This is a genomic window from Micromonospora sp. NBRC 110037 (assembly GCF_001652995.1).
GTDB lineage: Bacteria > Actinomycetota > Actinomycetes > Mycobacteriales > Micromonosporaceae > Micromonospora > Micromonospora chalcea.
On record NZ_BBVA01000002.1, the window covers coordinates 2,163,690 to 2,177,184 of the forward strand.

General features: G+C 76.2%; 4 protein-coding genes (1 of these 4 running past the window's edge). 1 reads left to right on the forward strand and 3 read right to left on the reverse strand.

The annotated features are described in order from the left end of the window. Nucleotides 1–2,223 carry a lantibiotic dehydratase gene (locus tag A4R25_RS08965; RefSeq protein WP_231915463.1) on the forward strand — a complete coding sequence of 741 codons (2,223 nt, stop codon included), beginning with the start codon at nt 1–3 and terminating at the stop codon, nt 2,221–2,223. Here A4R25_RS08965 and A4R25_RS08970 read toward each other — a convergent pair. The 3 genes in view from A4R25_RS08970 to A4R25_RS08980 are tightly spaced (each overlapping or abutting the next) and all read right to left on the reverse strand, a layout consistent with a single transcriptional unit that may run on beyond the window. Continuing rightward, complete coding sequence (locus tag A4R25_RS08970) at nt 2,191–7,518, reverse strand: non-ribosomal peptide synthetase/MFS transporter (protein ID WP_064446277.1); 5,328 nt, start codon at nt 7,516–7,518, stop codon at nt 2,191–2,193. The genes A4R25_RS08965 and A4R25_RS08970 overlap by 33 nt on opposite strands. Next, nucleotides 7,515–11,864, reverse strand: a complete 4,350-nt coding sequence (locus tag A4R25_RS08975; RefSeq protein ID WP_064446278.1) for an SDR family NAD(P)-dependent oxidoreductase — start codon at nt 11,862–11,864, stop codon at nt 7,515–7,517. The genes A4R25_RS08970 and A4R25_RS08975 overlap by 4 nt, the downstream gene beginning before the upstream one ends. Then, a protein-coding gene (locus tag A4R25_RS08980) for a lantibiotic dehydratase (RefSeq protein ID WP_064446279.1) crosses the window boundary here: on the reverse strand, nt 11,861–13,495 show its 3' portion. 681 nt of this gene lie beyond the right edge of the window; 1,635 of the gene's 2,316 nt are visible here — the last part of the coding sequence; its start codon lies beyond the right edge, outside the window — the gene reads right to left on this strand; the stop codon is at nt 11,861–11,863. The genes A4R25_RS08975 and A4R25_RS08980 overlap by 4 nt, the downstream gene beginning before the upstream one ends.

Here is a 13,495-nt window from a genome sequence, read left to right on the forward strand (position 1 = left end):
ATGAGCCGGTTCGCCGCTCCGGCGCTCGCGGAGGCGGCCGACCGGCACCTGCGCGGGGACGACGACGCCGCGGAGTTCGCTGCGGCGTTCGACGCCGCCGCTGCCGACCTCGGGCAGGCGGTCTACGGCATCGCCTGCGACGACGCCTTCCGTACGGCGCTGACCTGGCAGAACCCTGCGGTCCTGCTCGCCGTCGACGCGATCCGGCGCGACGGCCCGCACGCCCCGCGCAACCTGCGCCGGCGGCACCGGGAGGAGGTCGTCGCGAAGTACTGGCAGCGGTACTGCCTGAAGAACGACACGGTGGGCTTCTTCGGCCCGATCTGCTGGACCGAGCTGGGCGGCAGCGGTCCGATCGCGACGGTGCGTCCCGGCGCGGCGTTGACGCGTACCCGGAAGGTGTTCCTGGAGCGGTGGGGCCTGGACGCGCTCGCGGAGGCCTTCGCCCGCGTACCAGGCGTGCGGGACTGGCTGCCGGTGCGGCTGGCCCCGCACCTGAGCCTGCGCGACCGGGTGCTGCGGCGCCCGCACCATCCACCGCAGACGCTCCCGGCGGCGACCGCCGCGCTGCTCACGCTGGCGCGGCGCGGACCGCGCGTGGCCGACCTGGTCGCCGCGCTGCTCGCGGACCCGGCGAGCGGCTTCCGCCGGGCCGCTGACGTGCACGCGCAGCTCGACGACCTGGCCGGGCGCGGCGTGCTGCGGATCGGCTTCGACCTGCCGGTCGACCTCACCGCCGAGGACGCGTTGCGCGAGCAGCTCGCCGCGATCGGCGACGACACAGTCCGCGAGCGGGTGCTCGGCGACCTCGCGACGGTGAGCGACCTGCGCGACGCGGTGGCCGCCGCCGACGGCCCGGACGCGCTGGCCGCGGCGATGTCCGCGCTGGACCGGCGGTTCGTGGAACTGACCGGCCGGGACGCGCGGCAGCAGCCCGGCGAGGTGTACGCCGGGCGCACGCTGTGCCACCTGGAGACGGTCCGCGACCTGGACGTCCGCTTCGGTGACGCGCTGCTGGCACGGCTCGCGCCGCTGGAACCGCTGCTGCTGTCGGCGCGGTGGCTGACCGCGGCGATCGGGCAGGCGTACGCCGACGCGCTGGCCGCCCTGTACCGCGACCTGGCGGCGGAGTCGGCCACCGCGGACGTGCCGGTGACCGACCTGTGGTTCCTGGCGCAGGCGGTGGTGTTCGGGGCGGACCCGCCCGCCGCCGCCGTCACCGCCGAGTTCCTGGCCCGGTGGTCGACGGTGCTCGGCCTGGCCGACGCCGACACCGACGCCCGGGAGCTGCGGTTCGACGCCGCCGCGCTGACCGAGCGGGTCGCCGCCGCGTTCCCCGCCGACGCGCCCGGCTGGGCCGCCGCCCGCATCCACAGCCCGGACGTGCACGTGTGCGCGCCGGACGAGGCGGCGCTGCTGCGCGGCGACTTCACAGTCGTGCTCGGCGAGCTGCACGTGGCCCTGGCCGCGTTCGACACGCACTTCTTCGCGTACGGGCACCCGGACCCGCAGCGGCTGCGCGACGGGATGCGCGCCGACCTGCCCGGCGGCCGGGTCCGGCTGCTGCCGCCGGTGGACTGGCCCCGGCACACCGCCCGGATCGCGGAGTGGCTGCACGGGCCCGCCGACGCCCAGCTCGGGTTCGTCGACGCGCCCGGCGCCGACCCGGACCGCCTCGTGCCGATCACGACCCTGACCGTGCGGCCGGACGACGACGGCGCTCTTTCCGCGCACGCCGACGACGGGCGGCGGTGGCCGCTGCTGGAGGTGTTCGCGCCGCTGTTCGACTACCAGGTGTTCGACACGTGGAAGCTGGCCGGCAACGCCGGGCGCACGCCGCGCGTCACCGTCGACGACCTGGTGCTGGTCCGCGAGACGTGGCGCACCACTGTGGGCGAGACCGGCCTGCACACGGTCAAGGGCGAGCGGGAACGCTACCTCGCGGTACGGCGCTGGCGGCTCGCGCTCGGCCTGCCCGAGCGGATCTTCGTGCGGGTCGACACCGAACTCAAACCCAGCTACGTGGACCTGACCAGCGGCGTCTACACCCGGCTGCTGTGCACGCTGCTGCGCGGCGCGCACGCCAAGGGCGGCGACGGCGTCGGGCTCACCGTCACCGAGCTGCTGCCCGGCCCGGACGACGCCTGGCTGACCGACGGGGCCGGCCGGGCGTACGCCTCGGAACTGCGGCTACAGATCGTCGACCCGGCGCAGGTGCGGTAGCCACTCGGTGGCGTCCGCCGGCGCGTCGGGGGTCTCGGTGTCGAACCGGCGCAGCCGGCGTACGCCGTAGGCGCCGAGCGCCACCACGGCCAGGGCCAGCCCGGACACCACGAACGCGAACCCGAGTCCCCGGCCGGGGCCGGTGCCGATCAGCGCGCCGACGCTGCCGGCCAGCGCGCCGCCGGGGACGAACATCGGTTCCAGCAGCGACCCGCTCAGCGGCACCAGCACGGCGAAGCCCAGCGGCAGCGTCGCCCAGGTCAGCGTCTGGATGATCGCCAGCACCCGGCCGTGGAACCGCTGCGGCACCTTCACCTGGATGATCGACAGGTAGATGCCGTTGTGCAGGCCCAGGCCCAGCCCCACGCCGAAGCTGCCGAGCGCCACCAGCAGCAGGCTCGGCCGGACGCCGCTGAGCACCAGGCTGACCGCCACGCCGAACGCGATGGCGATCAGCGCGGGCATCCGGCGCCGGGTCGGGCCGCCCCACACCGCGATGGCGAGTCCGCCGAGGACGGCGCCGAGCGCCTCGGCGAACGCCACGGTGCCGACCTGGCCCATCGTGCCGAACGCGAGCACCATCGGCGGCACCAGCAGCAGGCTCGCCAGGCACAGGTTGTAGAGCGAGAAGAAGCCCAGCATGGCCCGGAAGCCCGGCTCGGCCCACGTCATCCGCGCGCCGCCGATCAGCTCCGCCAGGAACGGCTCCTTGCGCCGCCGGCCGAGCAGGTCGGGGAACCGCACGGCGGCCAGCACACCGATCGCCACCACGTAGCTGACGATGTCGATGACCAGGACGCCGGCCAGGCCGATCGCGGCCAGCAGACCCGCAGCCAGCAGCGGCACCGCGAGCGAGCTGAGCCCGACCGCGAGCTGCGCGATGCCGTTGGCGTGCCCCAGATAGCGCTTCGGCACCACCTGTGGGATCGCGGCCAGGTAGGTGATGCGTTGGAACACCGACGCCGCGCCGAGCACGCACACGAGCGTGTAGACGGCCGCCAGCCCCAGCCGGTCGGTCCAGAGCAGCAGCGCCAGCAGCGCCTCCGCTGTCACCGCCGTCGCGCACGCGGCCAGCAGCACCCGGCGCCTGTCGAACCGGTCCGCGACCGCGCCGGCGACCGGCAGCGTCAGCAGCGCTGGCAGGTACGCGATCACCCCGGACAGGCCGAACCACAGCATCGAGCCGGTCTCCAGGTAGACCCAGACCGGCACCGCCCACTGGGTCAGCGCCGACCCGGTCGACGAGATGAGCTGGCTGGCGGTGATGGCCAGGAACCGGCGTACGCCCGGTTGCACGCCGGTCTCGGCGGTGACCGGATCGGTGCTGGTGGCCGCCAGTGCCCAGCCGTCACCGGCGAGCTGTCGTGGCGCGGCGGACGGCGCGGCGGACGGCTCGGCGAGCCGGGGATGGGTGCGGGTGAGCACCTCGGCGAGCGCCTCGGCCCGCTGCTTGACGAAGTAGTGCCCGGCCTCGTCCAGCACCACGAGCGCTGTGGACTCGCCGAGGAAGCTCCACTCGCGGTACCGCTCCTCGTAGTACTCGGTGAGCACGTCGTGGGTGCCGACGACGGAGATCACCGGTGCGGGCACCCGGACCGGTTCGCCGTCCAGCCACTCGGTGAACCGCTCCTGCGCCTCGGCGGCCTCCCGCCGTACGTGGTGGACGAACCGGTCGACCTGCGCCGGGTCCAGGTCGGCCAGTTCCGCGCCGATCGAGCGCAGGAACGTCTCGTACCGCCGGTCCGCGCCCCGGGAGTCGGCCCAGTCGACGAGCCGGCCGAGCATGTTGTCCGGGCGGGCGGTCGGGAACACGCCCCCGGCGTAGATCGCCTCGATGGGACGTCCGCGCTCGTGCAGCCGCCGGGCGATGCCGGTCAACAGCGCGCCGCCGACGCAGTGGCCGTACAGGACCAGCGGGCCGTCCACCCGCTCCTGGATCTCGGCCACGCACCGCTCGACCAGCTCGTCGAAGGGCAGCTCGGTGTCGCGGACGCCGACGTCGTGGCCGGGGATCGCCACGGAGAACAGCGTGTGCCCGGCCGGCAGCGCGTCCGCGAGCGGCTGGTAGATGCTGGCGAGCCCGCCGCCGTAGGGCACGCACACGTACGAGCGCACCCGCTGGTCCGCCGGGACCGGCCGGGTCAGCTCGTACAGCAGCGGGCGCTGCCGCTCCCCGTCCGCCGGGGCGTCGATCAGCGCGGCCAGCCCCTGCACCGTCGGGTGCGCGAACACGTCCATCACGCCGACGTCGACCTGCCCGTACGCCTCGCGCAGCAGCGCCAGCATCCGGATCGCCAGCAGCGAGTGACCGCCCAGCTCGAAGAAGTCGTCGTCCAGGCCGACCTCGGGCACGCCCAGCACGTCGCGCCAGGTGGCGGCAACCGTCTGCTCGACCGGGGTCACCGGGGGACGGCGCTGCGCGGGGGCGACGCCGGACGAGGGTGCGGGCAGCGCGGCGGTGTCGAGTTTGCCGTTGGCGGACAGCGGCAGCGCGTCGAGCGTCACGAACGCCGACGGCACCATGTACTCGGGCAGCCGCCGTCTCAGCGCCGCCCGCAGCTCCGCCGGGTCCGGGGCCTCCCCCGTCAGGTACGCCACGAGACGCTGCTCGGCGGGCGTGGCGCCGCGCACGACGACGGCCGCGGAGCCGACGCCGGGCTGTTCGCGCAGCACCGCGGCGATCTCCCCCAGCTCGATCCGCAGGCCCCGCAGTTTCACCTGGTCGTCGATGCGGCCGAGGAACTCCAGCGTCCCGTCGGTACGCCAGCGGGCCAGGTCACCGGTGGCGTACAGCCGGCCGCCGGGCTCGCCGAACGGGTCGGGGACGAACGCGCCCGCGGTGAGTCCGGGGCGGTTCAGGTAGCCGCGGGCCACCTGAACGCCGCCGAGGTGCAGCTGCCCGGCCACGCCGACCGGCACCGGGCGCATCGCCTCGTCGAGCACGTACGTGCGGACGTTGCGGATCGGCCCGCCGATCGGCACCCGGGTCACGCCGGCCAGCGCGTCGGGCGTGGCCGCCCAGGCGGTGACGTCGATCGCCGCCTCGGTCGGTCCGTACAGGTTGTGCAGCGCCGCCGACGGGATCGCGGCCACGGCGCGGCGGGCCAGGTCGGCGGGCAGTTCCTCGCCGCTGCACACGATCCGCCGCAGCGACCCGCAGCGGGCCGGGCCGGCCGGGGCGGCCGGGGCGGCCGTGGACAGGAACGCGTCGAGCATCGACGGCACGAAGTGGACCGTGGTGACCCGCTCCCGCTCGATCAGCTCCCGCAGGTACGCCGGGTCGCGGTGCCCGCCCGGCGCGGCGAGCACCAGCCGCGCGCCCACGAGCAGCGGCCAGAACACCTCCCACACCGACACGTCGAACCCGATCGGTGTCTTGTGCAGCACCGCGTCGTCCGGTCCGAGCGCGAAGGCGTCCTGCATCCAGTCCAGCCGGTTGACGATCGCGGCGTGCTCGTTGACCACGCCCTTCGGCCGTCCGGTGGAGCCCGACGTGTAGATCACGTACGCCGCGTTCCCCGGCCCGGCGGCAGTGCCGGCGGCGGTGGGCGGCCGGTCCGGCGCGGTCAGCGGCAGCACGGTGCCCGGGACGGTCAGCCCGTCCGGCAGCTCGTCGGCCAGCAGCACCCCGGCGCCGGCGTCGGCGAGCATGAAGGCCAGCCGCTGCGGCGGGTGGTCCGGGTCCAGCGGCAGGTACGCCGCGCCGGCCCGGTGGATGCCGAGCAGCCCGGCGATCAGGCGGCGGGAGCGGGGCTCGTGGATCGCGACCACCGACTCCGGTCCCACGCCGTGCGCTACCAGCCGCGACGCCACCTGCTCGGCGGCGTCGGACAACTGCGCGTACGTCATCCGGGTGTCGCCGTCGACCAGCGCGACCGCGTCCGGCGTGCGCCGGGCCTGGGCGTCGAACAGCTCCGCCAGCGTGGTCCGGCGAACCGGGGCGGCGGTGGCGTTCCAGCCGGTCACGACCGCCGCGTGCTCGGTGTCCGGCATGACCGGCAGCGCGCTCACCCGGGTCCGGGGCGCCGCCACCGCGGCGGCGAACAGCAGCAGGTAGCGGTCCGCGAACGCCTCCATCGCGGCGCGCTCGAACAGCGCGGTGCGGTACTCCAGCCGCAGCTCGTCCCCGGCGATCTCCAGCGACAGGTCGTCCATGGCGCCGCCGAACGCCTCGCCCCGGCCGGTCGGCAGGTGGTGGAACGTGAGCTGGTAGAGCGGCGGCACACCGGGGTCGCGCCGTACCGCCAGCTCCTCGACGAGCTTCTGGAACGGCATGTCCTGGTGGTCCCAGGCGTCGAGCACGACCCGGCGGACCCGGCGCACGAGCGTCAGGAACGGTGGATCGCCAGACACGTCGACGCGCAGCACCAGCATGTTCATGAACATGCCGAGCAGCGGTTCCAGCTCGGCCCGGTCCCGGCCGGCCACCGGCATGCCGACCACCACGTCGTCGCTCCCGGACAGCCGGTGCAGCAGCGCCACGTAGGCGGCCAGCTGCACCATGAACGGAGTCGCGGCGGCCTGCTGGGACAGCTCCGGCAGCGCCGCCGTCACGGGCCCGGGCAGCGTGCGGCGGACGTCGGCGCCGTCGAACGTGAGCGTCGCCGGGCGCGGCCGGTCGGTGGTCAGCGCGTGCACGGCGGGCAGGCCGGTCAGCTTCTCCCGCCAGTGGTCGCGCAGCTCGTCCCACCGGGGGCCGTCGAGGCGGTCGCGTTCCCAGGCCGCGTAGTCGGCGTACTGGATCGGCAGCTCGGGCAGGTCCGGCGCGCGGCCGGCGACGGCGGCGGCGCACAGCTCGGTCAGCTCGGCGCGCAGGTGGAGCAGGGACGTGCCGTCGAGGACGACGTGGTGCCCGGCGAACAGCAGCCACCAGGTGTCCGGGTCGAGCCGCAGCAGCCGGCCCCGCCACAGCGGGGCAGCGTCCATCGGCAGGTCGAGACCTGCGTACTCGGCGACGATCCGGGCGCGGGCGGCGTCCCGCTCCGGCTCGGGCAGCGCGGACAGGTCGGTGACCGGCAGCTCCACCGGGACCGTGGAGTGGATGTCCTGGTAGAGCCGCCCGTCGTGCAGGCGCAGCGTGGTGCGCATGGCCTCGTGCCGGTCGGTGACCGTCCGCAGCGCGGCGAGCGCCTGCTCCGGCCCGGCGCCCGCCGGCAGGGTGACCGCGTCGGTCATGGTGAACAGCGGCTGCCCGGGGCTGAGCTGGGCGGTGAACCAGACCCGCTCCTGGGCGTACGAGGCGGGAACGGTGTAGACGTCGTCCACAGGCGTGACGTCGTGGCGCGACTCGGTCATCCCGGCCGTCCCGGTCGGCGCAGACGCGGGATGGGCGCCTCGGCAGGTGCGGAGGCGGACGGGGCGGCGCGCAGCGACTCGATCCGGGCGGCCATCGCCGCGACGGTGGGCGCGTCGAACAGCACCCGCATGGACAGCCGGGCGCCCACCGCCTGCCGGATCCGCAGCACCAGCTGCGCGGCCACGAGCGAGGTGCCGCCGAGCCGGAAGAAGTCGTCGTGCGGGCCGACCTCGGCCACGCCCAGCACGTCACGCCAGATCCGGGCGACGGTGTCCTGCAGGTCGCCGTCGGCGGCGGTCACCGTCGAGGCGGTGGCCGCCGTGGTCGCGGCGAGCCGCCGCTCGTGCCCGGCGACCGCCCCCACCGTGTAGGCGCCGATCGCCACCGAGCCGGTCCGCCCCTCGGCGAGGACCCGGCACGCCGCGCGCACCGCGGCGTCCGGGGCCAGCCCGTCGTGGTCGGGTACGCCCTCCTCCCGCCACGCGCCCCAGGCCACCGACAGCACCGGCGCCCGCCAGCCGTGCGGGCTGCGCGCGTACGCGTCGAGGAACGCGTTGGCGGCCGTGTCGTCGGCGCGGCCCAGGCCACCGGCGAGCGCGGTCACCGAGGAGCTGAGCAGCACGAAGTCGAGCGGCATGTCGCCGAAGACCGCGCGCAGCGCCAGCGCGCCGGTGACCTTCGGCAGCAGTTCGGCTGTCGCCTCGGCCGGCCGCGACCCGGTGGACAGTCCGGTGTCGGGCAGCCGCGCGGCGTGCACGATGCCGTCGAGTCCGCCGAGGTCGTCCTCGATGTCGGCGCGTACCGCCCGCAGCGCGTCCACGTCTGTCACGTCGGCGCGCACGTGGCGGACCTGCGCCCCGGCCCGTTCCAGCGCCTCGACCAGGTCCGGCCGGGCGGTCCGGCCGACCAGCACCAGCCGCGCGCCCCGGCGGGCCAGTTCGGCGGCGAACGCCCCGCCGATCCGGCCCAGTCCGCCGGTGATCAGGTAGCGCCCGCCGTCGCGCAGTGCCGACCCGGTACGCCGGCGCGCCGGCGCGGCCGTGAACCCTCGTGTCCAGCGGCGCCCGCCCAGCCGCAGCGCGACCGCCTCGGCCCGCTCGGCGCCGAGCAGTTCGTCCGCCAGCGCGTCCGCGCCCGGGTCGGCCGGGTCGGCGTCGACCCAGTGGCAACGCAGTCCCTGACGTTCCAGCGGCACCGAGCGCACCACCCCGGCGACTGTGGCATGTTCCGGGCGCAGCAGGTCGGATCCGGTCACGTCGGCCGTCCCGGCGGTCACCACGTCCAGCGCCACGTCGGCGGCAGGCAACGCCTCCAGCAGCGTCAGCAGCGCGAGGTACCCGTGTTCCTGGGCCGCCGCCACGGCGTCGGCGTCCGGGCCGGCCGGGTCGCCGTCGAGCGCCCACGCGTGCACGATCCGGGCGGCCCGGCCGTCGTCGGCGCACTCGTCGAGCAGGCGCTGGTGGTCGGCGACGCTGGCCGGGCGCAGCCGGTAGCCGTCCGGGCGGACCGCGAAGGCCGGTCCGGGACGTACCACCCTGACGTCCACGCCGCGCTCGCGCAGCCGGTCCGCGAGCGCCGTGCCGCGCTCCCCTGCGGCGAACAACAGCAGCGGGCCGGGCGCCTCGACGGGAGCGGCGTCGGGCAGTTGACCCCAGACCGGCACCTCGACCACGCCGTCGTCGTACCGCTCGTCGGTGGCCGGTCCGGCGGGCGCGGCCGCCGGCTCCGGGTCGATCCAGTGCCGGGCGCGCTGGTACGGGTAGCCGGGCAGCGGCACCCGGCGCGGCGTGCCGGAGGCGGGCAGTCGCACCGGCACCCCGGCCGTCCACAGCCGGCCCGCCGCCTCGTACGCGGTCTGCCTGCCGGTCAGCCGCTCCCCCGGCGCGGGCAGCGTGCGCAGCGGCGCCCGGGCTCCCGCCGGCAGGCTCAGCCGGGCCAGACCGGCGAGCTGCCGGCCGGGGCCGCACTCCAGCAGCAGCCAGTCGTCGGCGGCGCCGGTCGCGGCGAGCGCGGCCACCGTGGCGCCGAACCGCACCGGCCGGCAGAGCTGGTCGGCCCAGTACGCCGGGTCGGTGATCTGCTCGTCGGTGAACGGCGCGGCGGTCGCGGCCGAGAACACCGGCAGGTCCGGCGCCCGGCGCGGCACCGCCGCCACGAGCGCCGCGAACTCGTCGCGCACCGCCGTCAGCAGCGGCACGTGCATCGCGTACGGCGACCGCAGCGGCGTGCAGCCGATGCCGCGTTCGCGCAGGAGGACCTCGGCGGCGGCGACCGGTTCCGGCGCGCCGCCCACCACGCAGGTGTGCGGGCCGTTGCTGATCGCCACCGCGACACCGTCGGGCAGCAGCGGCGCGATCTCGTCGGCGCCGCGCTGCACGGCGAGCATCCGGCCCTCCGGCGCGGCCTGCACGAGGCGGCCCCGGGCGGCGGCGAGCCGCAGCGCGTCCGGCAGGTCGAACACCCCGGCCACCGTGGCGGCGACCAGTTCGCCGACGGAGTGGCCGATCATCGCGGCGGGCGTGACGCCCCAGTGCCGCCACAGCGCCGCGAGCGCGTACTCGACGGCGAACAGCGCGGGCTGCGCCACCGCCGGTCCGGCCAGCCGCTCGTCCGCGCCCGGTCCGGCGTCGAAGATCATCTCGCCCGCGTCCCAGCCGAGGATCGCGGCGCACTCGTCCACGGCGGCGGCGAACACCGGCTCGGTAGCGGCCAGGTGCGCGCCCATGCCGGGGTGCTGCGCGCCCTGCCCGGGCAGGAGCAGGCCCACCCGGGGCGGCGTCGCGGCGTCCCCGGCGGCCCGGCGCTTCGGGTCGGTGAGCGCCGCCGCCGCCCGGGCCCGGTCGACAGCGACGACGGCGGCCCGGTGCCGGTACGCCGGCCGGCCCTCCCGCAACGTGTACGCCACGTCGCGCAGCCCCACATCGGGCCCGCCGGTGAGCCGCTCGGCCAGCCGGGCACAAGCAGCGGCCAGCGCGTCGGGCGTCGCGGCGGACACCTGGAGCAGCTCGCCGCCGCCGTGATCCGGCTCCGGGGGTACGCGCGGCGGCGCCTCCTGGAGCACCAGGTGCGCGTTGGTGCCGCCGAGGCCGAGCGAGCTGACGCCGGCCCGCAGCGGCCGCTGGTCCTCGGGCTCCCACTTGGTCAGCGTGGACACCACGTAGAACGGGCTCGCCTCGATGTCGATGTCCGGGTGCGGCCGGTCGTGGTTGACGGTGGGCGGGATGAGCCGGTGCCGCATCGACAGCACGGTCTTGATCAGGCCGATCACGCCGCCGGCCGCGCTGAGGTGACCGATGTTGGCCTTCGTGGAGCCGACCCCGCACCAGCCGCGCTCGGCGGTGCGCCGCCCGTACGCCGTGCTCAGCGCCGCCAGCTCGATCGAGTCGCCGAGGACGGTGCCGGTGCCGTGCGCCTCGACGTACCCGACCGAACGCGGGGCGACGCCGGCCACCGCGAGCGCCTGCGTGACCACCTCCACCTGACCCGTGACGCTCGGCGCGGTGAAGCTCGCCTTGGCCGAGCCGTCGTTGTTCACCGCGTTGCCGATGACCAGCGCCCGGATGTCGTCGCCGTCGGCGAGCGCGTCGGAGAGCCGCTTGAGCACGACCACGCCGACGCCGCTGCCGTAGACGGTGCCGTCGGCGTCCGCGTCGAACGGGCGGCAGTGCCCGTCGGCGGAGGTGTAGCCCTCGTCGGCGACGTACCCGACGCCGTGCGGCAGTTCCACGCACACGCCGCCGGCCAGCGCCGTGTCGCACTCGCCGCTGCGCAGCGCCTCGGCGGCCAGGTGCACCGCGACGAGCGACGACGAGCAGGCGGTCTGCACCGTCATCGCCGGGCCGCGCAGGCCGAGCCGGAACGCGACGGTGCTGGCCAGGTAGTCCGGCTTGTTGCCGAGCGACACGCGCAGCTCACCGGCGTCCGCGAGCGCCCGCGGGTTCCGCCGGACGTTGAGCCACTGGTACAGGTCGGCGTTGCCGCCCGCGTACACGCCGATCTCGCCGTCGTAGCGGGCCGGGTCGCAGCCCGCGTCGGTGAGCGCGGCGTGCGCGTGCTCCAGGAACAGCCGCTGCTGCGGGTCGGTCAGCTCCGCGTCGCGGGGGCTCAGCCCGAACAGCTCCGCGTCGAACCGGTCCACGCCGTCGAGCACGGCGGCCACCGGCACGTACGCCGGGTCGTCGAGCTGCTCCGCCGGGACGCCCCGGGCCAGCAGCTCCGCGCGGGTGAACCGGGTGAGCGACTCGGCGCCGACGACCAGGTTGCGCCAGAACTCCTCCGCCGACGCCGCCCCCGGCACGCGCAGGCTGAGCCCGACGATCGCGATCGGCTCCACTGTCTCGTTCACGCCATGACCTCCGGCTCGGCCGAATCGCTGATGTGCAGGCGCAGTTCGCTGACGTAGCGGCGGCCCGCGCGGTCGGGCAGCCACGCCTGCCCGAGCGCGGGCAGCAGCTCCGACACGGTCACCGTCACGTCGTCGCCGCCGGACCGCCGGGCGGCGCGCAGCAGCAGGCAGAGCCGGTTGGCGTAGAGCGGGCTGGTCAGGTCCACGTAGGTGGGCTTGAGTTCGGTGGCCACCCGGACGAAGACCCGCTCCGGCAGGCCCAGCGCGGTCCGCCACCGGCGTACCGCGAGGTAGCGCCGCGCCTGGTCGACGGCGTCGGCCAGGCCGGTCGCCCCGACCGTGGTGCGCCAGGTCTCCCGCGCCAGCACCAGCCGGTCGACTGTCACCCGGGGGCTGTGCGGGCGGTCGGTCATCAGCTTGAACGCGTCACCGGCGTGCACCGCGATCAGGTCGGAGAACACCTCGACCAGCGGCCAGCGCGTGCCGTCCGGGCCGGTCGCCACCAGCACGCCGTCCACCTCGGACACGATCGCCGCGTTCGCCGGCACGAGCCGGTCGCGCGGCGCGCCGGGCGCGTCGGCGAACGCGAGCCGGTGGTCGTCCGGCCCGTGCAGGGACGCGGACAACCGCCCGCCGACGCGGGGGAAGTCGACCGGGTAGAGCGGGCGCAGCCGTCCCGGGCCCAGGTCGGCCGCGTACGCGCGCCGCAGCCGGTCCACGTCGGGGTGGCAGTGGGTGAACAGCTCGGCGTTGAACGTGGCGTACGCGGCGTGCAGCTCGCCGAGCACCGCCCCGACCTCGCCGGCGGCCAGCGCCTCGGGTGACTCGGCGAACAGTTGCAGGTCGGGGCTGTGCACCCGGCCCGCGCTCCAGCCGGGACGGCCGGCCGGGAACGCGTCGGCCACCAGGGGCGCCAGCTCGGCCGCGGCGAACTCCACCCGGGTCGTTCCCTCGGGCAGTCCGGCCAGTCCGAGCACCCGCTCCCAGCGGGCGGCGAACTCGGCCGCGACCCGGTCCACCGGCCGGTCACCGGGCCCGAACAGCGGCCCCTGCGCGACGAACCACAGGTCACCGAGCCGGACCGGCCCGTCGCCGCCGAGGTCGTCGTACAGGTCGCGCAGCGCGTCGCCGTACGCCGTGGCCAGTTCGGCGGTGAGCCAGCGCGCCGCCCGCAGCGGCAGGTCCAGCGCCGGGGCCAGGGAGTCGAGCAGGCCGCCGCCGACGGTGAGGTCCACGTCGCGTGCGGTCTCCTCGTGGCACAGCGCCCGCCCGGCGTAGTTCTGCCCGGCCCGGCGGCGCGGCGGCAACCCGGTGAGCGCGGTGAACTCGGCGTCCAGCGCGGACAGCGCGGCGGTGAGGGCGGCCGGGTCACCGGCGGCGTCGGCGACCCGGGTGCGGGCGGCGGCCAGCCGGTCCAGCCCGGCCAGCGCCCGCGCGCGGCACTCCCGGTCACCGATCGCGGCGATCCGCTCCCGCAGGTGCTCCTGCGCGGCGAAGCCCTGCGGCAGGTCGAAGTCCCAGCGCAGCAGCCCTCGCTCGACGAGCTGGGCCAGCAGCAGGAACCCCTCTGCGGCGCGGCGCACGCCGGTCTGCCCGTCGCGCACCAGGTCGTCGACGACGTCCCGGGCCGG

Coding starts and splice junctions, on each gene's coding strand:
- A4R25_RS08965 (WP_231915463.1), top strand. CDS start 1: ATGAGCCGGTTCGCCGCTCCGGCGCTCGCGGAGGCGGCCGACCGGCAC.
- A4R25_RS08970 (WP_064446277.1), bottom strand. CDS start 7,518: ATGACCGAGTCGCGCCACGACGTCACGCCTGTGGACGACGTCTACACC.